The sequence below is a fragment of the Rhizobium sp. NZLR1 genome (genome assembly GCF_017357385.1).
Lineage (GTDB): Bacteria > Pseudomonadota > Alphaproteobacteria > Rhizobiales > Rhizobiaceae > Rhizobium.
The window spans coordinates 3,859,502-3,883,905 of the sequence record NZ_CP071632.1 but is presented as its reverse complement, the minus strand read 5'-3'; the positions used below and the strand labels follow the sequence as shown (position 1 = coordinate 3,883,905).

The 24,404-nt window shown below is 61.9% G+C and carries 21 protein-coding genes and 1 tRNA gene; 14 read left to right on the top strand and 8 right to left on the bottom strand.

The annotated features are described in order from the left end of the window. Positions 1-149 precede the first annotated feature (149 nt). The 6 genes from J3O30_RS19180 (at position 150) to J3O30_RS19155 (ending at position 5,788) form a co-directional block, all read left to right on the top strand. Complete coding sequence (locus tag J3O30_RS19180; protein WP_207581782.1) at positions 150-1,019, top strand: ornithine carbamoyltransferase; 870 nt, start codon at positions 150-152, stop codon at positions 1,017-1,019. A 64-nt stretch (positions 1,020-1,083) separates the two neighbouring features. Beyond that, positions 1,084-2,130, top strand: a complete 1,047-nt coding sequence (locus J3O30_RS19175; protein WP_207581781.1) for an ABC transporter substrate-binding protein — start codon at positions 1,084-1,086, stop codon at positions 2,128-2,130. A gap of 285 nt (positions 2,131-2,415) precedes the next feature. Beyond that, positions 2,416-3,360 carry a tripartite tricarboxylate transporter substrate binding protein gene (locus J3O30_RS19170; protein ID WP_207581780.1) on the top strand — a complete coding sequence of 315 codons (945 nt, stop codon included), beginning with the start codon at positions 2,416-2,418 and terminating at the stop codon, positions 3,358-3,360. Beyond that, positions 3,357-3,848 (top strand): tripartite tricarboxylate transporter TctB family protein, encoded by a 492-nt coding sequence (locus J3O30_RS19165; protein ID WP_207581779.1) that lies wholly within the window; start codon positions 3,357-3,359, stop codon positions 3,846-3,848. The genes J3O30_RS19170 and J3O30_RS19165 overlap by 4 nt, the downstream gene beginning before the upstream one ends. Before the next feature lie 89 nt (positions 3,849-3,937). Next, positions 3,938-5,455: a tripartite tricarboxylate transporter permease gene (locus J3O30_RS19160; protein ID WP_207581778.1), complete on the top strand. Its 1,518-nt coding sequence runs from the start codon at positions 3,938-3,940 to the stop codon at positions 5,453-5,455. 162 nt (positions 5,456-5,617) lie between these two features. Continuing rightward, positions 5,618-5,788, top strand: coding sequence for a hypothetical protein (locus J3O30_RS19155; RefSeq protein WP_207581777.1), 171 nt, complete (start codon positions 5,618-5,620; stop codon positions 5,786-5,788). Positions 5,789-5,890: 102 nt separating this feature from the next. On the opposite strand, the gene J3O30_RS19150 is transcribed toward J3O30_RS19155, so the two are convergent. Beyond that, a complete protein-coding gene (locus J3O30_RS19150) occupies positions 5,891-6,982 on the bottom strand; it encodes a DUF475 domain-containing protein (protein ID WP_207581776.1) in 1,092 nt (363 codons plus the stop codon). 350 nt (positions 6,983-7,332) lie between these two features. Between J3O30_RS19150 and J3O30_RS19145 the strand changes: the two genes are divergently transcribed. From J3O30_RS19145 to J3O30_RS19135, 3 genes are all read left to right on the top strand, one after another. Continuing rightward, entirely contained in the window at positions 7,333-7,563 is a 231-nt protein-coding gene (locus J3O30_RS19145) for a hypothetical protein (protein ID WP_025570441.1), read from the top strand. A 61-nt stretch (positions 7,564-7,624) separates the two neighbouring features. Next, positions 7,625-7,804 (top strand): hypothetical protein, encoded by a 180-nt coding sequence (locus J3O30_RS19140; protein WP_207581775.1) that lies wholly within the window; start codon positions 7,625-7,627, stop codon positions 7,802-7,804. 360 nt (positions 7,805-8,164) lie between these two features. Then, entirely contained in the window at positions 8,165-8,887 is a 723-nt protein-coding gene (locus J3O30_RS19135; protein WP_207581774.1) for a hypothetical protein, read from the top strand. 122 nt (positions 8,888-9,009) lie between these two features. On the opposite strand, the gene J3O30_RS19130 is transcribed toward J3O30_RS19135, so the two are convergent. From J3O30_RS19130 to cpdR1, 4 genes are all read right to left on the bottom strand, one after another. Then, positions 9,010-9,501, bottom strand: a complete 492-nt coding sequence (locus tag J3O30_RS19130; RefSeq protein ID WP_246762690.1) for a hypothetical protein — start codon at positions 9,499-9,501, stop codon at positions 9,010-9,012. Positions 9,502-9,908: 407 nt separating this feature from the next. Then, positions 9,909-10,952, bottom strand: coding sequence for a porin (locus tag J3O30_RS19125; protein ID WP_207581773.1), 1,044 nt, complete (start codon positions 10,950-10,952; stop codon positions 9,909-9,911). Positions 10,953-11,466: 514 nt separating this feature from the next. Continuing rightward, positions 11,467-11,541, bottom strand: a tRNA-Val gene (locus J3O30_RS19120). An 84-nt stretch (positions 11,542-11,625) separates the two neighbouring features. Further along, positions 11,626-11,988: a response regulator CpdR1 gene (gene cpdR1, locus J3O30_RS19115; RefSeq protein WP_003542883.1), complete on the bottom strand. Its 363-nt coding sequence runs from the start codon at positions 11,986-11,988 to the stop codon at positions 11,626-11,628. A 188-nt stretch (positions 11,989-12,176) separates the two neighbouring features. On the opposite strand from cpdR1, the gene J3O30_RS19110 reads away from it, so the two are divergent. After that, the gene (locus tag J3O30_RS19110) at positions 12,177-13,058 is read left to right on the top strand and encodes an N-formylglutamate amidohydrolase (protein ID WP_207581772.1); all 882 of its coding nucleotides are present in this window, start codon (positions 12,177-12,179) and stop codon (positions 13,056-13,058) included. Positions 13,059-13,370: 312 nt separating this feature from the next. Beyond that, a complete protein-coding gene (hisN, locus tag J3O30_RS19105) occupies positions 13,371-14,144 on the top strand; it encodes a histidinol-phosphatase (protein ID WP_207581771.1) in 774 nt (257 codons plus the stop codon). Between the two features lie 28 nt (positions 14,145-14,172). Here the strand turns inward: hisN and J3O30_RS19100 are convergent, their stop codons facing one another. Continuing rightward, positions 14,173-15,147, bottom strand: a complete 975-nt coding sequence (locus J3O30_RS19100) for an alpha/beta hydrolase (RefSeq protein ID WP_207581770.1) — start codon at positions 15,145-15,147, stop codon at positions 14,173-14,175. A gap of 422 nt (positions 15,148-15,569) precedes the next feature. Here J3O30_RS19100 and J3O30_RS19095 point away from each other — a divergent pair, with 422 nt between their 5' ends. Further along, complete coding sequence (locus J3O30_RS19095; protein ID WP_207581769.1) at positions 15,570-16,040, top strand: Hsp20 family protein; 471 nt, start codon at positions 15,570-15,572, stop codon at positions 16,038-16,040. 68 nt (positions 16,041-16,108) lie between these two features. Here J3O30_RS19095 and J3O30_RS19090 read toward each other — a convergent pair whose 3' ends face one another. After that, the gene (locus tag J3O30_RS19090) at positions 16,109-17,143 is read right to left on the bottom strand and encodes a bile acid:sodium symporter family protein (protein ID WP_246762689.1); all 1,035 of its coding nucleotides are present in this window, start codon (positions 17,141-17,143) and stop codon (positions 16,109-16,111) included. Positions 17,144-17,206: 63 nt separating this feature from the next. On the opposite strand from J3O30_RS19090, the gene J3O30_RS19085 reads away from it, so the two are divergent. Then, positions 17,207-18,061, top strand: coding sequence for a LysR family transcriptional regulator (locus tag J3O30_RS19085; protein WP_207581767.1), 855 nt, complete (start codon positions 17,207-17,209; stop codon positions 18,059-18,061). 23 nt (positions 18,062-18,084) lie between these two features. Here J3O30_RS19085 and J3O30_RS19080 read toward each other — a convergent pair whose 3' ends face one another. Beyond that, the gene (locus J3O30_RS19080) at positions 18,085-19,137 is read right to left on the bottom strand and encodes a low specificity L-threonine aldolase (protein ID WP_207581766.1); all 1,053 of its coding nucleotides are present in this window, start codon (positions 19,135-19,137) and stop codon (positions 18,085-18,087) included. Between the two features lie 537 nt (positions 19,138-19,674). Between J3O30_RS19080 and gltB the strand changes: the two genes are divergently transcribed. Continuing rightward, a complete protein-coding gene (gene gltB / locus J3O30_RS19075) occupies positions 19,675-24,399 on the top strand; it encodes a glutamate synthase large subunit (RefSeq protein ID WP_207581765.1) in 4,725 nt (1,574 codons plus the stop codon). The last annotated feature ends 5 nt before the right edge of the window (positions 24,400-24,404 follow it).

The window sequence follows — 24,404 nt, the reverse complement described above, 5'->3', positions numbered from 1 at the left end:
GCTTGAGCCGGACCCACGGGGCATAACCTAGAAGACGATTCGCGATCGTATCCAACGCGGTATGAATGCGATTCACGGTTGCTTCGGCGGTTGCCGTGACGCCGGCGCCGGTTATTGTGGTGATGTTTCATGCGCGGCGGAGATTTTGGATGACAGGTTCGGCCCGGAATTTTCTGGAGTTTTACGATATTCCGGAGGCCGGGCTTCGGTCGATTATCGCGCGCGCCGGTGAGTTCGCCAAAGCCTGGGATGGAAATGCGATGCCGCAGAGCCTTGCGGGCAAACGCGTTGCGCTGATTGCCGATGACGGCGGCTGGCGCAATACGACTGCCTTCGATCTCGGCATTCAGGCAATGGGCGGCATCTGCGTGCATGTGCCGATCGGCTTCAATGCCCGGGAGGAGACCGGCGATCTTGCGGGTTATCTCGGCAACTGGTTCGACATGCTGGTGATCCGCACAAGGGAATTGGCGACGCTGAAGGCGGTGGGGGCAGTCGCGCCGATGCCGGTCATCAATGCGCGCACCCGTTCCAACCACCCTTGCGAGACGCTCGGCGACCTTGGCTATATCAACAGCCGGCGCGGCTCGATCGACAGGTTGAAGGTCGTTGGGGTGGCGGCGGATGCGAATATCCTGCGCTCCTGGGTCGAAGCGTCGATCGCATTGCCGGTCGAGGTGGTGCAGGTCTATCCAGAGCGCTGGCACATCCGTGACGCCGCGCTGCTCAACAGGCGTTTTCGCGTGAGCACCGATATGGGCGAGTTGCTGGATGCCGACATCGTCATCACCGATTCATGGCCGGGTGACGTCGCCGGAGACGCGCTCGCCGGCTATCGGATCGGGACCGATCTGCTCGATCGGCTGCGGAAGGATGCGATCTTCCTGCCGTGCCCGCCGGTTAGGCGCGGCGAGGAGGTGACGACCGAAGCGATGGAGCATCTGCTGTGCCAAAGCCGCGCCGCCAAGGCTTTCCTGCTGCATGCACAAAACGCCCTGATGGAATGGATCCTCGCCTAGTTCCACCGCCCTTGCTCCTCCCCGCGCCCTCAGGCATTGTTACGGCATGAGGAGAGTTTTGATCTTGCTGCTGGCGTTCTGGCCGGGCTTTGCGCTCGCCGAGCAGGCCTTCTATCCGGCGAAATCGGGCAAGGCCGATGCGCCGGTGCTGACGGTTTATTCCTCGCTCGACGAGCCGTTGGCGCGGCCGATGATCCGGGGATTCCAGGAAGCCAATCCCGACGTCGCGGTCAAATACGAGGACATGCTGACCGGCGATATCCACGACCGGATCGTCAGGGAGACGGATGCCGGCAAGAAGACCGCGGATTTCGCCTTTTCCTCGGCGATGGACTTGCAGGTGAAGCTGTCCAATGACGGATATGCGCAGGTCAGCAACCTGCCGATGAGCGCCGCATGGCCGAAATGGGCGAACTGGCGCAACACCGCCTATGCGCTGACCTTCGAGCCGGCGGTGTTCGTCTATCACAAGCCGAGCTTTGCGCATGAGCCGGTGCCGAGCTCGCGGGCGGAATTCGTCGATTACCTCAAACGCAAGGGCAACGACGTCTATGGGCGGATCGGCACCTACGATATCGAGCGCTCCGGCGTCGGGTTTCTTTTCATGGCGCGCGACCAGGAGCAGTTCGGCGACATATGGTCGGTGATCGGAGCGATGGGGGCTGCCGGCGTCAAGCTCTATTCAACGAGTTCGGCGATCCTCGAACGTGTAGCCGACGGGCGCTTCGTGCTCGGCTACAATATTCTCGGCTCCTATGCGGCCGACTGGGCCTCGCGGTTTCCGGATGTCGGCATCGTGCTGCCGAAAGACTATACCGTGGTGATGTCGCGGATCGGGCTGGTGCCGCAGGCGGCGGCCGAGCCGGAACTCGGCCGGCGTTATCTCACCTTCTTCATGTCGAGGGAAGGGCAGACGATCATGGCGCGCGAGCTACAGATCCCGGCCGTTAGCCCCGAGGTGGCAGGGGAAAATACCGCCAATACGCTGCAGGAACTGCTCGGCGCCCAACTGCGGCCGGTGCCGGTCAGCCCCGGGCTGATGGTTTATCTCGACCAGGTGAAACGGGCGCGGCTGATCGCGCATTGGAACGAGGTCCTGCGGGCACAGTGAGGCGTTCAGGGTTCGGCTGGTTCACACATGGAACCCAGGACTTAGGCCCGCGCCTGGTAATTACGGCAAAAAAGTGGCCTCTTCTCCTGGATATCTCCCCGATGTCAGCTAAATGACAGCTTGTTGTGGTGGCTTTGGCTACTTCTTCTCCGTGGAGGCGGAGAGCTGAAGCCTTGGGAGGTATTCTGCTCGTCATTCAGGACACTTGCGTCCGCTGGCCGGCCATTCCTCCCGATTCCCAGAGAATAACAGGCGGTTCGCTCAACCGCCGACGGAGGAAACATCGTGAAGCATACTTTCATCGCAACCCTGCTTGCCGCGACCATCGCGCTGCCGGCCTATGCGGCCGACTACACCATCATCGCGCCGGCTGCCCCCGGCGGCGGCTGGGACCAGACGGCCCGCTCGCTGCAGACCGCGCTGCAGCAGGAGAAGATCTCCGGCAACGTGCAGGTCCAGAACGTTCCAGGTGCCGGCGGCACCATCGGCCTTGCGCAGTTTGCCAGCCAGGCTGCCGGCAACCCGAACTCACTGATCGTCGGCGGCTACGTCATGGTCGGCGCGATCCTCACCAACAAATCGCCGGTGACGCTCAAGGAAGTCACGCCGATCGCCCGTCTGACCGGCGAGTATGAGGCCGTCGTTGTTCCTGCTGCGTCCGAGATCAAGACCATGGCCGATCTGGTTGCGGCGCTGAAGAAGGATCCGGGCGCCGTTTCCTGGGGCGGCGGTTCGGCCGGTGGTACCGACCACATCACCGTCGGCCTGATCGCCAAAGCCTCCGGCGTCGATCCGACCAAGATCAACTATGTCGCCTTCTCCGGCGGTGGTGAGGCGCTCGCCGCCATTCTCGGCGGCCAGGTGACAGCCGGCGTCTCCAGCTACAGTGAGTTCGAATCGCAGGTGAAATCCGGCACGCTCCGCCTTCTCGCCGTATCCAGCGACAAGCGTATCGACGGTGTCGATGCCCCGACGCTGAAGGAAGCCGGCACCGACGTCGTCATCCAGAACTGGCGCATGGTCGCCGCTGCTCCCGGCCTGTCGCCAGAGCAGGTGGCAAGCGTCACCGCCGATTTCGAGAAGCTGCATAGCTCCGCCACCTGGCAGGAAACTCTGAAGACCAAGGGCTGGGCCGACACCTATCTGTCCGGCGATGCCTTCAAGGCGCAGCTCGAGAAGGATGTCTCCGCCACTGAAGGCATTCTTAAAGATATCGGACTTGTTCAATGAGCGAGGATAACACCTCCTCGGCAACGACACGCCGCCCTGATTGGGCGGCGTTCATCATTGCCGTTTTCCTCTTCGTCATCGCCGGCGTGATGGCCTGGGATGCCTCGCATCTGAAGACGATCGCACAATACGACCGCATTGGCCCGGCGACAGTACCTCAAGTGGTGGCGTTCGGGCTGTTCTGTCTCGGGATCTGGACTGCCGCCGAAGCCTGGCGCGGCGATTTTCCGGAACGCGAGACGCAGGAAGTGGCGCCCGTGATCTGGATCGTCGCCGGCCTGGCCGGCCAGATGCTGCTTCTGCGCGTCGCCGGCTTCTCGATCGCGACCGGTATCCTCTTCGCGCTGACGGCACGCGGTTTCGGCAAACGCAAGCTCTGGATCTCGCTGCCGCTTGGCATCGTCCTCAGCTTCGTCGTCTGGGCGATCTTCTCGCAGCTGCTGCAATTGACGCTGCCGGCCGGCCCGCTCGAACATCTGTTCTTCTGACCGCGCGGGACGCGCTGTCAGCTCTTTTGATTTTGCGCGGCGCTTGACCCCGAAATCGCGTGGTCGGGAACGCCGCTTGGGACACCAAGATGAGCACATTTGAATTCCTATGGCAGGGTATCCTGGTTGCGATGCAGCCGATGAACCTGGTTTATGCGCTGGTCGGCGTGACGCTCGGCACCGCCGTCGGCGTGCTGCCCGGCATCGGCCCGGCACTCACCGTGGCGCTGCTGTTGCCCGTGACCTATAAACTCGATCCCGGCGGCTCGCTGATCATGTTCGCTGGCATCTACTACGGCGGCATGTATGGCGGTTCGACGACATCGATCCTGCTCAACACACCGGGTGAAAGCGCCTCGATCGTCACCGCGCTCGAGGGCAACAAGATGGCGCGCGCCGGGCGCGGCGGACCGGCGCTGGCGACAGCGGCGATCGGCTCCTTCGTCGCCGGCCTGATTGCCACGCTCGGGCTTGCCTTTATCGCTCCCTATATCGTCAAGCTGGCGCTGATCTTCGGGCCGCGCGAATATTTCGCGCTGATGGTGCTTGCCTTCGTCACCGTCTCCTCGGCCTTCGGCGATTCTGCATTAAGAGGGCTGACGTCGCTGTTCATCGGTTTCGCGCTCGCCATGGTCGGCATCGACCAGCAGACGGGGCAGGCGCGGCTTTCCTTCGGCATTCCCAACCTGCTCGACGGTGTCGAGGTAACGACGCTGGCGGTGGCGATGTTTGCGATCGGCGAGACGCTTTATATCGCCGCGCAGGGCAACCGGATCGCGGAGAAGGTCGAGGCGGTCAAGGGTTCGCTATGGATGACCGCCGAGGACTGGGCGCGCTCGTGGAAGCCCTGGCTGCGCGGCACGCTGATCGGTTTCCCGATCGGCGCGATGCCGGCGGGCGGCGCCGAAATCGGCACTTTCCTCTCGTATGCGACCGAAAAGCGGCTGGCGAAGAACCCGGAGGAATTCGGCCATGGCGCGATCGAAGGCGTGGCCGGTCCGGAAGCTGCGAACAACGCATCGGCCGCCGGCACCCTGGTGCCGCTTCTGACCCTCGGCCTGCCGACGACGGCAACCGCGGCGATCATGCTTGCCGGCTTCCAACAATACGGTTTGCAGCCGGGGCCGCTGCTGTTTGCCACCAATCCGCAGCTCGTCTGGGGGCTGATCGCCAGCCTGCTTATCGCCAATGCGATGCTGCTGATCTTGAACCTGCCGATGATCGGGCTCTGGGTGCGGTTGCTGACCATTCCGAAGCCGTGGCTCTATGCGGGCATCCTGCTGTTTGCGACGCTGGGCACGATCGGCGCCAATCCATCGGTGTTCGAGCTCGGCATGCTGCTCACCTTCGGCCTGCTCGGCTATGTGATGCGGCTCTTCGGCTATCCGATCGCGCCTGCCGTCGTCGGCCTGATCCTCGGACCGCTTGCCGAGCAGCAACTGCGCCGGGCGCTGGCGATCAGCCAGGGCGACGTCACGACGCTGGTGATGTCGCCGATCGCGGCAGGCCTGCTCATCGCGGCGGCGGCGGCCTTTCTCATTCCGCTGATCCTGCGGCTTCGCGGCAGGGGCCAGGTGCTGTCGCAGCTGGCGGCAAACGAAGACTAAAAACTAAAAGAAAAAGACGACCTTACCCCTCCCTTGAGGCCGGCCATGGAGACATGCGCCGGCCTCCAATTTTTGCATAGCGGGGGTGATTTTCTGTGCATTGTAGACGTGTATGCGCGATGCCATCTATAAATGGTCAATCAAAGCAAGAGGAAATGGACAATGTCCGCCATCCGCAATTCAGTCCGTACAGGCTTCTTTGGTCGCGCATTTGCCGTGCTTGGCGCCGCAAATGCCGTTAGCGCTGCCGTTGAAGCCGGCCGCCGGCCGCGTGCCTCCGACCTCAGGGAACTCGGCATCGACCCGACCTCCTTCGGTCAGGTCTCCCGCTAACACTTCAAGCCATGCACGAATGAATTAGCCCGCAACCGGATGGTCGCGGGCTTTATTTTTTCTGAAGGCGTGCCGCGGTGCCGAGCACCGCGGCTTGCAACATCAGGCGTGAAGTTCTTCCTGCCCGGCGGCGTGATCTTCCGCCCGCTCGCGCTTGTTGTGGCGAATGGACGACCAGAGCGACAGGCCGATCAGCGCCGCGCCGCCGAGCCCGGTGATCACCTCGGGGATGTGCACCAGGGTCTGCGTATACATGATCACCGAAAGGATCAGGATGGCATAGAAGGCGCCATGCTCGAGATAGCGGTATTCGGCAAGCGTTCCCTTTTCCACCAGCATGATCGTCATCGAGCGCACATACATGGCGCCGATGCCGAGGCCGATCGCGATGACGAAGAGGTTCTGCGTCAGCGCAAAGGCGCCGATGACGCCGTCGAAGGAGAAGCTGGCATCCAACACCTCCAGATAGATGAAGGCGCCGAGGCCGCCCTTGGCGGCAGCGCTCATCGTCTGCTGCGAGGCATCGAGCAGTCCGCCGACCACCTCGACCGCGAGGAAGGTGAGCAGTCCGTAGATGGCGCAATGGACGAAGACGGTGGCTTCCTCGCCGCCGATCAGCCAGGAGAAAACCAGCATCAGCGCCAGCACGAAGGCGATCTCGATGCCCTTGATGGTGGCGGAGCGCGCCATCACCCTTTCCAGGCCTGGAAGCCAGTGGATTTCCTTCTTGTGGTCGAAGAAGTAGTTGAGGCCGACCATCATCAGGAAGGTGCCGCCGAAGGCTGCGATCGGCAGATGCGCGTCGTTCATGATGCGGGCATATTCGGCCGGCTCGCGGGCGGCAAGCACCAGAGCATCCCAGGGGCCGATCTGTGCCGCGATCGCGACGATCGCCAGCGGGAAGACGATGCGCATGCCGAAGACGGCGATGATGATGCCCCAGGTGAGGAAGCGTTTCTGCCAGACCGGCGTCATCTCTTTCAGCTTGTTGGCGTTGACGATGGCATTGTCGAAGGACAGCGAGATCTCCAGAACTGCAAGCACCGTGCAGATGAAGAAGACTGTCGCCATGCCGCCGATCGTGCCCGTGGTCTGCCAGCCGAGCACGGCGCCAAGAACAAGGCCGAGGGCGGTGACGATGAAGGCCCAGCGGAAATAGCTGAGCGAAGATGTGTGGGTCACGGGCTGGTTCATGGCCGCACCTCGCGGCCGCAAATCATGGTGGCGAGGGTGGAGAGGGAAAGACGCGGCATGCCACAACGGGCATGCGGGTCAGGCATGGTGAGCTTGTTCATCGATGAAAAATCCGCCGGCTAAGCTGCAGGCGGTACCGACATCACGAGAGCGCCGTAAAAACTCTCGCCAGAGGGGCCCGGCACCAAAACTCCCCGTCAGCCGATGTCTGGCAGGCTGCGGGATAGGCTCTAGGTAATGAGCTTCTCCGGCCAGTCAAGGCCGGCCGCCACATTGAGATCGGACAATTTTTTTGGAACCATACGGGTGCCCGGCCGTTAGGCTCTGGTTGAGCTTAAAAAAGGAGGCCGATGATGCACACTTCGACCCATATTCCCGACAAACGCACCGAGGCGTCCGACCGCATGAAGCGGGCGAAGCCAAACCGCATGCAGAAGGCGCAGGTGTTGCCGCCGCATCATGTCGACCTGACGCTGACGCCCGGCGTCTATCACGACATTCACGTGCCGGCCCATGTGACCGGTGCGGATCTTTCCAAGGGTGGTCCCGACATCAAGAGCAATGCAGAGACCAAGAAATAACCAGCATTCCGGAAGGCTCTTTTGCGCACTGACGGCAGATTTGAAACAGGGTGAGAACAATATGACGATCAACTTTGTGCCCCGCGAGATCTTCATCCGGCACGAGAATGAATGGCAGGCCGTACGCGAGGCGGCGGACGAGCGCATCAATATCCGCAAACGGGAAAAGCCGCTGGCCGCGTCCGTCGGTGGCGCGACACCGGTTGCAAAAAACGATCCTGCAGCCGCACCCTCCGAATGAGCAACAGACAATCACGCAGATACAGGCGCCCGGTATGATGCCGGGCGTCTCGTTTTCGACTGGTCCTCATCCCGATCGACATGCCGTGCGGAATTGGAGCCGAGCCGTTGTTTGAGCTTCCAGAAGGCGAAGAGCACGCAGGCGGCGGCCAGCGTCGTGAGAAGGCAGTCGGCCGATACGGGATTTGTTCGGCTTTTTCCCCTCAGGCGTTTCGATTCCCCCACCGGCTTCTCCGATGCCGGCCGGTGCCTAAATGTCATTTGAGGTAAAGATCGGCGAACAAGACATCATCCTGTCGCCGCGCCAACCTTTCAGAAAGGATTGGGCGGCGATAATCCCTGCCTCACGGGAATCGGACAGATGGCCAGGACAGCGACACGCGGCCGCCGCAAGGCGCCGGCGAGAGGAAAGAGCAAAGCGAGCAGCAGTGGCGGATTGCTGCCCTGGGCAGTAATCGGCATCGCCGCGATCGGCGGCATTGTCGCCCACGACCATTGGAAGAGCATTCAGCCGATGTTTGCAGGGCAATCGGCGTCGATGACGCGGGAAACGGCGGAGCCGAGACCTGCCGTCAGGAAGGACGTGTCGCCGAAGCAGGTGGCGCTTGCCACACCCTTGCCGAAAGCCGTACCGCCGGCGCCGCAATCGCAGCTGCTGCCGCCGGCGACGATCCCGACGCCGGTCATCCAGCCGGTCAAGGCGGTGCCGTCCCCGCTTACCCCTGCCAATCCGGAAACCGGGACGGTCGCGTTCGGTTATTGCGGGCAGGGCGCCCATATCAATTGCGTCGGCGATGGCGGCGTCTTCTGGTACAAGGGCGAGAAGATCGTGATCGCCGATATGGCAAGCCCTGTCGTCGACCAGGCGCGCTGCGATGGCGAACGCAGGGTCGCCTTTGCCGCCAAGTCGCGGCTGCTGGCGCTTCTGAACGCCGGTCCCTTCACCATGAATGCCGCGGGCAAAGCCGAGCCCTCAGGCGCGCCGCGCGTCGTCTCGCGCGACGGGCGCTCTTTCGGCGCGCAGCTGATCAATGAAGGGCTGGCGCGCAAGCCGGGCGCTGCCGGCGGCGCCTGGTGTGCCTGACGGCCAGAGCATTTCCGTTTTTCTTCGAATCACGGAATGCTGTGCCTCTTTGTTTTCACGCAATCTCGGGTTTTCACTCAATCCCGGACGTAAAATCGCCGCGCACTTTTGCTGGAACTGCTCTACTTTCCCTTTTTCACCAGTTTGCCGCCGGTGCGGAAGCTGCCGGCAAACGAGGAATCCTTGCTTTCGGCAGTGCATTCGATCGCGATCGGCTTGCCGGCATAGGGATTGCCGAAAGTGCAGAAGCCGGCGACCTTGACCTCCCCGGTCATCTTGTTGCCGACACCCGTGGTGACGAGGCTGAGCGGCAGGCGGGCATTACCGTTGGAAGCGGGCTTGATGCCGCTACCGTCGCCCTGGAACCCAAGCGCCTTGCCATCCGACGTGAAGATGAAGGTCACCACCCCATTGGCGAGGGTGACGCTGGCAAGTTCGTTCTTGCAGCCCTTGGTGGCATCGAACTTGGCGACAACAAGCTTGGCGCATTTGCCGGACAGCGTAATGACCCCCGGAGCCCCTGGAAACGTCTCTACAGGAGCTTGCGCGGCAGAAGCCGGCAGGGCCAGGGCGACGGAAAAAATGGCGGCGGCAACAAACGCGGATAACTTCATTTCGATCTCAAACCCCATGTCCTGGCGAGGCGAATCACACCTCTCAGCCTCGATTCGCCATGGCATGGCTCTGTGTCCGAATTTGGTTCCATTGTCCCCGCGGCACAAAGATACCATGGCCGCCGGGCCTGCCGGCGATCGATTGCAAGGTCAAGCAATGGGATTGGCGGCCGGACATCGAAAAAGGACCGATGTGACGCGACGATGGCAAGGCGCTCATCGAGCGCCTGCCGTCTTGGACGCACTTCTGGTCAAGGGGAATGGGCCCAGGCAGGGAAATCCAGGCCCATTCTTTCCCGATCGGAGGTCAGTCAGATCAGGAATTTGTAGCTGCCGGTTTACAGTTCCCCGCGTCTTTTAAGACGCACAGAGGACGCTGCAGCACTTTGAAGTGCTGCAGCCTTTTATTAGAACGCGCGCTGCAGGCGGAAGTAGCCCGAGGTTACGTCTTCAGCATTGTCCGGATCGAGGTACTGAACCGAAACCTTTGCCGAGAGGTTTTCAACGATCTGGTAGTCGATCGTTACGCCGGCCTTCCAGGCGCTGACGTCGTCGTTGAACTCGCCAGCAGTGACACCGTAGTTGTCGTAGTACTGAACAGCCGGGGTAATCTTCAGCTTGTCAGTCGCCTTGATGGCGTATTCGGCCGCGATCGCCCATTCAGCCTTGTTGTAATAGGCGTTCGGGTTCGTTGCGTAGACAACTGCGAGGCCGAGCGTGCCCGGACCGACAGCAACCGTACCCATAGCGCGGACGGCGCCTTCTTCGTTGTCGGTGTCGTAACCGGCAGTGATCTGGTAGCTGAATGCACCAGCCTTGCCGCCGAGACCGACTGCAACGCCGACGTTGTTGGCGGTTTCGCCATCATAGAACGGGCTGTCTTCCAGCTCGTCGACGCTGATGCCAGCGTAGAAAGCGTCGGTTTCGTACTGATAACGGATGGAGTTATGCAGCGTGACCGGCGAACCGATGTCGTCGGTTTCGCCTGAGAGGCCGTCATCCCACCAGCTGTAGAACAGACCGGCGCGGAAGCCGGCGATGTCGATATAAGCGGAGTCGAGCTGAGCCTTCTGAGCGGTTGCGTTGTCAGCATTGAACTGCATGACGATGACGCCGGTCAGCGGACCGTATTCGGTGTCGCTCTTGGCGGTGAACTGAACCTGGCCGCGCGTACGGGCGTCCCAATCCGAGTCGTTGGCGACGGAACCGCCGCCGCCGGCGCCGATCGAGCTGGCGTGCGGAGCAACGTCAACCTGGAAACGGATGTAGCCGTTGATCTTGAGGCAGGTTTCGGTGCCCGGGATGTAGAAGTAGCCGGTGCCGTAAGCGTCGCAGACGCGGACATATTCAACCGGTTCCGGTTCGGCAGCAACGATAGCGTCGGCAGCCTGAGCGCCGGATACTGCTGCAAGTGCAGCAGCGGAGCCGAGAAGAAGGCTCTTAATGTTCATGGAATAACCTCCAGTTCAGATGCAAGAGGATGAAGACCGTTGCCATCGGCAGTCCCTACGTATCTTCATCCCGTGTGACCGAAGCGGCACCCTTTAGCTTGGCGCCTGCCTCGCCGCGGAAATTACATAGGCGATGCTGCGCCGCAACGAGATTGTCGATCATGACAGTAGGCTCGGTCAGCTATGTTGCTGAAATAACACGCGTTTTGTCACAAACCCGTCATCTCTCCGTCACAAAACCGGACTTCCGGATGCTCGAGCAACGAGGGGCTGAATCCCAGCGAGTGATGTGCAATTGATGATCGTGTGAGCACGCCCTCATATGCGGCGCGTCATGACTGCCATCTGCACGGACCAGCCAAGGCCGACAACATGGTTTGCCGGGACAGGCCATGTCGATGTCGCCTCGAGAAGCGACGAAGGTCCGGCATCGGCAAAAATAAATTGGATGGAGACCGAGAAAATTCACCAAACAGCGGCTTGGCGAAATCCCTTGTGGGGCAAGGGGATCGGATGGTGGGCGTGACAGGGATTGAACCTGTGACCCCTACGATGTCAACGTAGTGCTCTCCCGCTGAGCTACACGCCCATCCGATGGCGGCGGATAGATCACAAAACCTTTGGAGCCGTCAATAGGCTTTTTGCAGTTTTGTGACGTGCCGCCCGGCAAGCCTTACGCGGCAAGCATCTTGTTGACCTCGTCGACGAGATCGCGCAGGTGGAAAGGCTTGGAAAGGACCTTGGCATCCTTCGGCGCCTTCGAATCAGGGTTCAGCGCCACCGCCGCAAAACCGGTGATGAACATCACCTTCAGGTCGGGGTCGAGTTCGGTGGCGCGGCGCGCCAACTCGATGCCGTCCATTTCCGGCATGACGATATCGGTCAACAGCAGCGAAAACGGCTCCTCGCGCAGCCGGTCGTAGGCGCTGGCGCCATTGTCATAGGAAAGGACCTTGTAACCGGCCTTTTCGAGCGCTTTCACCAGGAAGCGGCGCATGTCGTTGTCGTCTTCTGCGAGAAGTATCTTCTGAGTCATCAATCCAGACCGCTGATCAATAAGTTTTTGGTGGGCTGCCAAGCGTTTACACTAGTCTTCACCCGGTAAACAACCGGTGAATTGCCCGTGCCCGACCGCCATCCCTGCTACATAGTATGGACTTGAGGCCGGGCAACTGGCAACATGGGCAAAGCAGTCAGTTCATGACATGGTAAAGAGGGCCGAAAGTGCCGGAAATACGCGAATACGAGCTTTTTGAGGTTCATGAGCCCGTGTCGCAGACCATCCCTTTCGTCTACAACTCCCCCCATAGCGGCCGTATTTATCCACCGGAATTTATCGCGCAGTCCAGGCTCGAGGGTATCGCCATCCGTCGTTCCGAGGATCACTATGTCGACGAGCTGTTCGGCTCGGCCGTCGCACTCGGCGCACCGCTGCTGGCGGCCAACTTTCCGCGCGCCTTTCTCGACGTCAATCGCGAGCCCTACGAACTCGATCCGCGGATGTTCGACGGGCTGTTGCCACCCTATGCAAATGTCAATTCGCTCCGCGTCGCCGGCGGGCTCGGCACCATCCCGCGTATCGTCGCCGAGAACATGGAGATCTATGCGCGGCGCCTGCCGGTGCAGGAGGGGCTCGACCGGGTCGAAGCGGTCTACAAGCCCTATCATGCGGCGCTGCGCCGGCTGATCGCGCGGACGCATGTGCAGTTCGGTTTCGGCGTGCTGATCGACTGCCACTCGATGCCCGGCAATGTGCGCGTCGCCGGCAGCACCGCACGGCCCGACTTCATCATCGGCGATCGTTATGGCACCAGCGCTTCGGCCGAGCTTTCGCGCGCGGCCATCGCCATCCTCGAGGAAATGGGCTTTGCGGCGATCCGCAACAAGCCTTATGCCGGCGGCTTCATCACCGAACATTACGGCCGGCCTTCGCGCGGACTGCACGCGCTGCAGATCGAAGTGAACCGGGCGATCTATGTCGACGAGGTGACGCTGGAGAAACGCGGCGATTTCGCCGTGGTCGCTGAGGCGGTCACGGCTTTCATGCAGCAGATGGCGGACTATGTCGAGAAGTTCGCCGGCGATCGGGCGCTGGCCGCCGAATAACCTCTGTCGATTATACCGACGTCTTTCCACTTGGTCTTCCCGGCCAAAAAAAACCGCGCTTGTAAGCGCGGCTAAGTCTAGGGAGGAAACACCCAAGGAGGGTATTTACAGTCAGAAGACTGTACAAACGACGCTACTATTGCATTGCACAAATGTCAAGCAATATATTGCGCTGCGACATCTTTGGGCAGTGGGCGCGTAATGGAAGCGATTGGAGGGTTCGTCGCAACCCTATCGAACTGCCTGCTGTGTTTGCATTCCCGCTGCTTTTCGTTATGAAAGCGTCACTCCCGCCAGCCAAACGGATCCCTCATGCTTCCTGACCGTTCGTTCTTCAACCGCCTGGCGGAAGCCGCCCGAGCCGAGACGCTGCCGCGCTTCCGCTCCGGTCTCGATGTCACGAACAAGCTTTCCTCCGGTTTCGATCCGGTGACGGAGGGCGACCGGGCGGCCGAACTCGCCATCCGGGCGCTGATCGAGGAGAATTTCCCCGGCCACGGCATTCTCGGCGAGGAACACGGCAATGTCGGGCTCGACCGCGAATATGTCTGGGTGATCGATCCGATCGACGGCACGCGTGCCTTCATCTCGGGCGTGCCGGTATGGGGAACCCTTATCGGCCTGCAGAAAGAGGGGCGGGCGATCATGGGCATGATCGAACAGCCGTTTACCGGCGAACGTTATTTCGCCGACCAGAACGGCTCGCTCTATACCGGGCCGGAGGGGGAGCGGCGGCTGGCGACCCGCCAGTGCGACACGCTTTCGAACGCCATCCTGTTCACCACCTCACCGCATCTCTTTAACGGCGAGGAGATGGAGAAATACCGCGAGATCGAGGGTCAGGTCCGGCTCTTCCGCTACGGCTGCGACTGCTATGCCTATGCGCTGCTTGCCGCCGGCCATATCGATCTCGTCATCGAAAACAGCCTGAAGCCCTATGACGTCGGCGGCATCATTCCCGTCATCGAGGGGGCGGGCGGCATCATCACCACCTGGGACGGCGGACGGCCGGAAAACGGCGGCTCGATCATCGCCGCCGGCAGCCGGGCGGTCTATGAGCAGGCGATCGCCGTCCTGCAGCGCTGATCCCAAGCTCGGTCGTGCCGATCGGGTGTCAGGTTCCGAGGGCGGCGACGTCCTGGTTTTCTTCGGCATCGCTGCCGGGAATGAAGGCGTGGAAGGCGGCAAGGGCTGCCGCGCGGTAGGTATCCCGTTCCTGGAAGATCTCGTGGCGGGCGCCGTTGATCGGCACCAGTTGACCGGCGCGGAAATAACGCGATAGCCGCTCCTGCGCCGTGTAGGGCACGACACCGTCACGGGTCGGGGCGATGACGATGGTCGGGATGGTGATCGAGAAGAGATGGTTGGGTGAGGTCACCCGGTCCATGGTGCGAAAAGCCTCGATCAACCAGCGGGCCGTCGGCGGCCCGAGCGTCAGCTCCGGATGGGCTTTCATCATCGCGACGTTGCGCTCGAAACGGTGTTCGTCCGAGGTCAGCGGATTGTCGCGGAAATCCGGCTCCTTCAGTTTCGACGTCAGCGGCAGGAAGCCGAGGCCGAGGGCGGTCAACGTGCCGGCTAGCGTTCGGATAACGCGCGGTGATGCCGACTGGCCGGTCAGGCCGATGAAGGGCGCCGACAGCACCATGCGATCGATACGGGTGGTAAGATAGGGGGCGGCCGAGAGCGCGATCAGCCCGCCTGTGGAATGGGCGAGCAGGTAGAAGGGCAGGCGTGTATCCGGCAGTACCACCTTTTCGAGGAAGGTGTCCAGATCGCGCTCGTAATCGACGAAGCGGCGGATGTGGCCGTGATTGCGGCGCTTCAGCAGCCGCGGCGAACCGCCTTGGCCGCGCATGTCGAAGGTAGCGACCCAGAGGCCTTTGGCCGTCAGGTCGCGGATCGTCTCGAAATATTTTTCGATATATTCGTTGCGGCCATGCAGGATGACGACAGTGCCCTTGGCGACCTGGGCGGCGGAACGGAAAACGGCATAACGCAGCCGGTGGCCGTCATGGGTTTCGAAGAACCCCTCCGTGCGGTTTTCCGGGGCGGGATTGTCGGGCGTCGAATAGAGAACCTGATCCATGACTTTGCCAATGCGCCGCTGCTGACTGCTTCGTCTTCAGGGATAACGCATGGCATCCGGCTTGGAAAGCGTTGGGGCCGCCAAGCCGCGGCCCGAAAAGGGCCGGCAGGAGCATGAGGTGCTCACAGCCGGCCGAGTTTGAGGCTGAAGAAGAAGGGACGATGCACTTCAGCCGCCGGGACCAGATTCACCCGACGTTGCGATCTCTAGGCTCATGCGCCTGAATGCGCTCCGAACCGGCCGTTCATGCGCGGTTCACGGGCCGATCGAGGCGAATCCGAAAGGGTCTTGAACTCGTCAAATCCCATCACCATCTCCTCTTTGCGGGTGCCGAAGAGGGCCCGCGCAACCGTCCCGAGGCCGCCAAAGATGGGGTTTCAGGGGCATTTCATCGCAACACGTCGCTTCCACAGGAGGACATCATGCGTCACGTAGACTTCTCTCCCCTTTATCGCTCCACCGTCGGTTTCGACCGGCTGTTCACCATGCTCGACAGCCTTGCCCAGCCGGAGCAGGCCCAGACCTATCCGCCCTATAATATCGAGCGCACCGGTGAAAACACCTATCGCATAACCATGGCCGTTGCCGGTTTCGACGAGACCGAACTTTCGATCGAGGCCCATGCCCATGTGCTGTCGGTGAAAGGCGAAAAGAACGAGGAACCTGCCGAAAGCGGCGAATTCCTCTACCGCGGCATTGCCAAGCGCGCCTTCGAGCGGCGCTTCCAGCTTGCCGACCATGTTGAGGTGACGGCCGCTTCGCTGAAGAACGGGTTGCTGCACATCGACCTTCTGCGCAACATTCCCGAGGCCATGAAGCCCCGCAAGATTGCGATCGCCGCAGAACCGATCGAGGCTCCGAAGGCCATCGAAGCGCAGATTATCAACGGCTGATTGTTTCCCCTTCGGGTAAAAGAGACGGCGCTCTCATCGGGGCGCCGTTTTTATTATGGCATTGCGGTTCAAGCCGGGCTCGCGGCTTCGTCTATTTCCTTTTCCGTCGCCCGGCGGGCTGCGGCGGCCGCGTATTTCTGAGCGATAACGGCGCAGACCATCAACTGGATCTGGTGGAAGAGCATCAGCGGCAACACGATCGCGCCGATCGACTGGCCGGCGAAGATGACGTTGGCCATCGGCACGCCGCTTGCGAGACTTTTCTTCGAGCCGCAAAAAGTGATGGTGATCTGGTCGGGCCTGTTGAAGCCCAGGCCGCGGCTGCCGAACATCGTCAAAACGAGGACAATTGCCAGCAGAACCATGTCGGCAACGATGACGACCGCGATATCGGCGATCGAGAAGGTATGCCACAGCCCCTCGACGACAGCTGTGCTGAAGGCGAGATAGACGACCATCAGGATCGAGCCGCGGTCGACCGGCATCAGGATCTTTTTCTTGGCGCGGATCCAGTCGCCGATCCAAGGCTGCAGGATCTGGCCGACAATGAAGGGGGCAAGCAGCTGCAGCAGGATCTGCTGCAGGGCGTCGAAGGAGAAGCCGCCATGGCCGCCGACCGAAAACAGCAGGCCGACGAGCAGCGGTGTCAGAAACATGCCGAAGATGTTGGATGCCGAGGCCGAGCAGATGGCGGCAGGCACGTTACCGCCGGCCATCGAGGTGAAGGCGATCGACGACTGTACGGTCGACGGCAGCACGCAGAGGAAGAGGATGCCGAGATAAAGCGGCTGCGGCAGGATGGTGTCGGGAATCAATCCGAGCGCCAGGCCAAGCAGCGGGAAGATGCCGAAGGTGGTCAGCAGGATGACGAGGTGCAGTCGCCAATGCAGCAGGCCGGCAATGACGACATCGCGCGAGAGGCGGGCGCCATGCAGGAAGAACAGCAGCGCGATGGCAAGATCGGTGGCGATGCCGAAATAACCCGCGAATGTGCCGTGTGCCGGAAGCAGCGAGGCGAGGATGACGGTGCAGACCAGCAGGATGGTGAATGTATCGGGCAGAAAGCGGCGCATGGCGATCTCGCGGCATGATAAAACAGTCATTGCTTTCTCGTCCATTGTGATCCAGGATGCAATGAATAACAGTTATCGAGAAACTGGATATTCATGCTCGACCTTTCGCAATTGCGCAGTTTCGTCGCTGTCGAACAGATGGGCAGTTTCACGCTCGCCGCAGACAGGTTGGGCCTCGGGCAGTCGACGGTCAGCCAACATATCCAGCGGCTCGAGGCTGCGCTTGGGCGCAAGCTGCTCGTCCGTGACACACATAAGGTGATGCTGACCGGCGATGGCGAGGCGCTATTGTCGCACGCGCGCGCGATGCTTTCGATCGCGGGGCAGGTGCAGTCGCTGTTTCAGAGCAACAGCCTGCGCGGCAGCCTGCGGCTCGGGGTGTCGGAGGATTTCGTCACCAGCCAGTTGCCGGCGGTGCTGGAGGATTTCGTTCGTTCGCATCCGTCGGTCGACCTGGAACTGACGGTCGCACTATCAGGCGTCCTCTACGAGATGCAGGACAATGGCGAGATCGACCTGGTGCTCGCCAAGCGCCGGCTCGGCGATGCCCGCGGAAAGCTCGTCTATCGCGAGCCGCTCGTCTGGCTGGCGCGTGATCCGGAGCGTGTGCTGGCCTCCGGCCCTTTGCCGCTGATCGCCTTTCCGCCGCCGAGCGTCACACGGGTAATCGCCTTGGAGGCGCTGGCGCGAAACGGCGTCGCCTGGCGGATCGTCTGCACCTGCGGGAGTCTCAGCGGATTGACGGCGGCGGCGCGGGCCGGGATGGGCGTGCTGGTGCAGCCGCGCAGCATGGCGCCCTCGGGCCTGAAAGAGATCGCTGCGGGTAAACTCCCGGTGCTGGAGGATGTGGAATTCGTGCTGGTGCCGCGCAAAGGGGCGGATCAGGCGCTGGTCTCGGCGCTGTCGGACGATATTCTGCAAAAGGTGAGGGGGCTGAGGTCGGGGTGAGGCACTGCCGTTTCGGCGGTCGATCAGGCGGCCAGGCACTTGAGGAAACCATCCACGTCCGCTTCCGTCGTCGCGAAGCTGGTGACCAGGCGGATCAGGGTTTCACTTTCGGAAACCAGCTCGGGCGTTGCCGCTGGGGTCGGCCATTCGTAGAATTTCGCGCCCTTTTCCTCGGCGGTTTTTGCCGCATGTTTGCTGACGACGGCAAAGACTTCGTTGGACGCGGTCGGCCAGGCGAGGCGCGCGGCGTTGCTTATGGCAATGCCGGCGCGCAGTCGATCGGCCATGCCGTTCGAGTGGCGGGCGAGATCGAGCCAGAGGCCATTTTCGAAATAGGCATCGAACTGAGCGGCGATGAAACGCGACTTGGAGAAAAGCTGGGCGGCGCGCTTGCGGATGAACGGCATTTCCCCGGCTTGATCCGGATTGAAAAAGACGATCGCTTCCGCGCACCAGCAGCCGTTTTTGGTGCCGCCGAAGGACAGCATGTCGACGCCGCGTTTCCAGGTCATTTCGGCAGGCGTAGCGCCGAGCGCGACCAGCGCGTTGGCGAAGCGGGCGCCATCCATGTGGAGCGGCAGGCTGCGCTTTCTGGCGATGGCGGCGATCTCGCCGATCTCCGGCAGGGAATAGACGGTGCCGATCTCGGTTGTCTGGGTGATGGTCACTGCGCTGGCGCGGCCTTGACGGACGGCATCTTCTGGAAAGCCTGCGATTTTGGCGACGAGCTTCGCTGGGTCGATCTTGCCGGCTTCGCCGTCGACGGCAACGAGGCGGGCGGAGCCGGAGAAGAATTCCGGAGCCCCGCATTCATCCTCGATCACATGAGCCTGCGAATGGCAGAAGGTGATGCCGCCGGGGCGCTGGACGCTTGCCAGCGACAGGGAGTTGGCGGCCGTGCCGGTGGCGACGAAGAAGACCGAAACGTCGCGCTCGAAGATCTCGGAAAAGCGGGCCGCGACCTTCTTGTCGAGGTCGCCGGCGCCGTAGGCGGCGGCAAAACCGGTCGATTCCATCAGCAATCGTTCGGCAATGGATCGATGGGCGCCGGCCCAATTATCGGAAGCAAAGAACATGAGGGGAAACCGTTGGAAGGGAAAGCTTGGCAAGTCGCAGCGGAGATTACGCCAAAGCTTCACGGGATCAAGGTTGCCGCTCGCGACACATCACAGAAATCGAACTACGCAATCAATAAAAAGAATAATCACGAATATTGTAATTTTATGTCGCGACGACCATTTCTCGGGCAATCTTCCGTCGCAAATTGATGTTTTTTAGCGGCGCGCTCTTGCGGAGCGAAGTGCTTTCTGGCATAGAGCTGATGAATTAGGACAGTGTTGCTGTCCTATTTTGGCCTTCACGGCCGAGGAGGCGCTGAAAACCCTGGAACAGATGGGCTTTCACGCTATAGTTCTTCCGAGCGTCAAGCCTCAAGTGGCGGCGCGCGGAGGCGAATGGCAGGCGCGGAACGCGACGGTTTGCTTTCCTTCAAAGCAGATGTCTGCGGCCGATCTTCACCATGCAGCAGCGCTGTCATGCGCCGAACCTATCTTCGGGTTGCGGCGCGGGACGAAAAGCCGCCCGCAGCCCCGCGGGCTTCGACAGGAGGAAAGATGATGACGAAGACGCCATCCATGGAATTTGACCGGTTCGCTGCTGCCGAGGTGCGCGCCACGGCCAATACGTCCAAATCCGCCTCCGGCCTGCCGAAGAAGCAGGGCCTCTACGATCCCCGCAACGAACACGACGCCTGTGGCGTCGGCTTCGTCGCGCATATGAAGGGTCAGAAGTCGCACCAGATCGTCAAGGACGGCCTGTTCATGCTCGAAAACCTGACGCATCGCGGCGCCGTCGGCGCCGATCCGCTGATGGGCGACGGTGCCGGCATCCTGGTGCAAATTCCCGACCGTTTCTTCCGCGAGGAGATGGCCGCGCAAGGCATCACGCTGCCGCCGGCCGGCGAATATGGCGTCGGTCATATTTTCATGCCGCGCGATGAAAAGCAGATCGAGCACTTCAAGAAGGTGATCAAGGACGTCATCGCCGAGGAAGGTCAGGTCTGCATCGGTTTTCGCGACGTGCCGGTCGACAATTCCTCGCTCTCCAAGGCGCCGGCCATTGCCGCAACCGAGCCGCATCATGTGCAGGTCTTCATCGGCGCCGGCGAGGATGCCGAAAACAACGACGAGTTCGAGCGTCGGCTGTTCACACTGCGCAAGGTGATCTCCAACCGCATCTATGACGAGTTCGACGGCGAGGAGAGCAATTTCTATCCGGTATCGCTGTCGTCGGCGACGGTGGTCTACAAGGGTATGTTCCTGGCCTATCAGGTCGGCGTCTATTACAAGGACCTGTCGGATCCGCGTTTCGAAAGCGCGGTCGCCCTCGTGCACCAGCGCTTCTCCACCAACACCTTCCCGTCGTGGAAGCTGGCGCATCCCTACCGCATGGTTGCCCATAACGGCGAGATCAACACGCTGCGCGGCAACGTCAACTGGATGGCGGCGCGCCAGGCGTCGGTGTCGTCGCCGCTGTTCGGTGAGGATATCTCGAAGCTCTGGCCGATCTCCTACGAAGGACAATCGGACACGGCCTGCTTCGACAATGCGCTCGAATTCCTGGTGCGCGGCGGTTATTCGATGGCGCATGCGGTGATGATGCTGATCCCGGAAGCCTGGGCTGGCAACCAGTCGATGGCCGCCGAACGCAAGGCCTTTTACGAATATCATGCCGCCTTGATGGAGCCCTGGGACGGGCCGGCGGCCGTCGCCTTCACCGACGGCAAGCAGATCGGTGCGACGCTCGACCGCAACGGCCTGCGACCGGCGCGCTACCTCGTCACCGATGACGACCGCGTCATCATGGCGTCGGAAGCCGGCGTGCTGCCGGTTCCGGAGGAGAGGATCATTCAGAAGTGGCGCCTGCAGCCGGGCAAGATGCTGCTGATCGATATGGAAGAAGGCCGCATCATCTCCGACGACGAGGTGAAGTCGCAGCTGGCGACGGCGCATCCCTATCGCAGCTGGCTCGGCCGCACCCAGCTTATCCTGGAAGAACTGAAGCCGGTGGAGCCGCGGGCGCTGCGCCGCGACGTGTCGCTGCTCGACCGTCAGCAGGCCTTCGGTTACACGCTCGAAGACACCCGCATCCTGATGTCGCCGATGGCGACGACGGGCCAGGAGGCGATCGGCTCGATGGGCACGGACACGCCGATCTCCGCGATGTCGGAAAAGCCGAAGCTGCTCTACACCTATTTCAAGCAGAACTTCGCGCAGGTGACGAACCCGCCGATCGACCCGATCCGCGAGGAACTGGTGATGAGCCTCGTCTCCTTCATCGGGCCGCGGCCGAACATTCTCGACCACGAGGGTGCGGCGAACGCCAAGCGGCTCGAGGTGCGTCAGCCGATCCTGACCAACGGCGATCTCGAGAAAATCCGCTCGATCGGTCATACGGAAGACCGTTTCGACACCAAGACGCTGGATTTCACCTATGATATCGAGCGCGGCGCGGCTGGCATGCCCGAGATGCTCGACCGGCTCTGCGAGCGCGCGGAAGCCGCCGTCAAGGGCGGCTACAACATCATCGTGCTCTCCGACCGCCAGATCGGGCCGGACCGGATCGCCATTCCTGCGTTGCTTGCCACAGCGGCGGTGCACCATCACCTGATCCGCAAGGGGCTTCGCACCTCGGTCGGTCTCGTCGTCGAGACCGGCGAACCACGCGAGGTCCATCATTTCTGCCTGCTTGCCGGCTATGGCGCGGAGGCGATCAATCCGTACCTCGCCTTCGACACGCTGCTCGACATGCATGCCAAGGGCGAATTCCCGAAGGAAGTGGATGCCACCGAAGTCGTCTACCGCTACATCAAGGCGGTCGGCAAAGGCATCCTCAAGGTCATGTCGAAGATGGGCATCTCGACCTATCAGTCCTATTGCGGCGCGCAGATCTTCGATGCGATCGGCCTGCAGTCGGAGTTCATCGACAAGTATTTCTTCGGCACCGCGACGATGATCGAAGGCGTCGGCCTCGAGGCGATCGCGGCGGAGACCGTCGACCGCCATACCGCGGCCTTCGGCGCGGATCCGCTGCTTGCCACGACGCTCGACATCGGCGGCGAATATGCCTACCGCATGCGCGGCGAAAGCCATGCCTGGACGCCCGATGCAGTCGCCGCCCTTCAGCATGCCGTGCGCGGCAATGCCGAGGACCGCTACCGCGAATTCGCCGATATGGTGAACAATTCGGCGCTGCGCATGAACACGATCCGCGGGCTCTTCAGCGTCAAGAGCGCCGAGGCGCTCGGACGCAAGCCGGTTTCGATCGACGAGGTCGAGCCGGCGGCCGATATCGTCAGGCGTTTCTCGACCGGGGCGATGTCCTTCGGCTCGATCTCCAGGGAGGCGCATACGACGCTGGCGATCGCCATGAACCGGATCGGCGGCAAGTCGAACACCGGCGAGGGCGGCGAGGAATCCGACCGCTACATGCCGCTGCCCGATGGTTCGATGAACCCGGAACGTTCGGCGATCAAGCAGATCGCGTCGGGCCGCTTCGGCGTCACCACCGAATATCTCGTCAATTCCGACATGCTGCAGATCAAGGTGGCGCAGGGCGCCAAGCCCGGCGAAGGCGGCCAGCTGCCGGGTCACAAGGTCGATGCGACGGTTGCCAAGACCCGCCATTCGACGCCGGGTGTCGGCCTGATCTCGCCGCCGCCGCATCACGACATCTACTCGATCGAAGATCTGGCGCAGCTGATCTACGATCTGAAGAACGTCAACCCGACCGCGGATGTCTCGGTCAAGCTCGTCTCGGAAGTCGGCGTCGGCACGGTTGCTGCCGGCGTTGCCAAGGCACGCGCTGACCACATCACGGTCGCGGGCTTCGACGGCGGCACGGGTGCGTCGCCGCTGACCTCGCTGAAACATGCCGGCAGCCCCTGGGAAATCGGCCTTGCCGAGACCCAGCAGACGCTGGTGCTGAATGGCTTGCGTTCGCGCGTCGCGCTGCAGGTGGATGGCGGCCTGAAGACCGGCCGCGACGTCATCATCGGGGCACTGCTCGGCGCTGATGAATTCGGCTTCGCCACCGCGCCGCTGATTGCGGCCGGCTGCATCATGATGCGCAAGTGCCATCTCAACACCTGTCCGGTTGGTGTGGCGACGCAGGATCCGGTGCTGCGCAAGCGCTTCAAGGGCGCTCCGGAGCACGTCATCAACTACTTTTTCTTCGTTGCCAACGAAGTGCGCGCAATCCTCGCCTCGCTCGGGTTTACCCGGCTCGACGATATCATCGGCGCCTCGGAGCTCCTTGAGAAGGACGAGATGCTGAACCACTGGAAGGCGAAGGGCCTCGATTTCAGCCGTATCTTCCACAAGGTTGATGCTGCCAAGGAGGAGACCTTCTGGACGACCCGGCAGAAGCACCCGATCGACGATATTCTCGACCGCGCGCTGATCGAGCAGGCACAGCCGGCACTGACCGCCAAGACACCCGTTGCCTTCGAGGTCGGCATCAAGAACGTCGACCGGTCGGTGGGCGCGATGCTTTCCGGCGAAGTCGCCAAGCGTTACCGCCACCGCGGGCTGAAGGAAGACACGATCAATGTGACGCTTCGCGGCACGGCCGGCCAGAGTTTCGGCGCCTTCCTGGCGCGCGGCGTCACCTTCAACCTGATCGGCGACGGCAACGACTATGTCGGCAAGGGGCTTTCGGGCGGAAAGATCATCATCCGGCCGCCGGAGAATTCGAGGATCGTGGCCGAGAACTCGATCATCGTCGGCAACACCGTGCTTTACGGTGCGACCGAGGGTGAATGCTACTTCCGCGGTGTGGCGGGCGAGCGGTTCGCCGTGCGCAATTCGGGCGCAATCGCGATCGTCGAGGGTGTCGGCGACCATGGCTGCGAATACATGACCGGCGGCGTCGTCGTCGTGCTCGGCGCCACGGGCCGCAACTTCGCGGCCGGCATGTCCGGCGGTGTCGCCTACGTGCTCGATGAGACCGGCGATTTCGCCAGCCGCTGCAACATGGCGATGGTCGAGCTCGAGCCGGTGCCCGAGGAGGACGACATGCTGGAGAAGCTGCATCATCACGGCGGCGATCTCATGCACAAGGGACGCGTCGACGTCTCCGGCGACATGACGCGCCATGACGAGGAGCGCCTTTACCAGCTGATCTCCAACCATCTGCACTATACGGGCTCGACCCGCGCCAAGCAGATCCTCGACAGCTGGGCCGACTACCGTCCGAAGTTCCGCAAGGTCATGCCGGTCGAATACCGTCGTGCGCTCGAGGAAATGGAACGCAGTCGGATGGGCATCGCCGCGGAATGATTTGT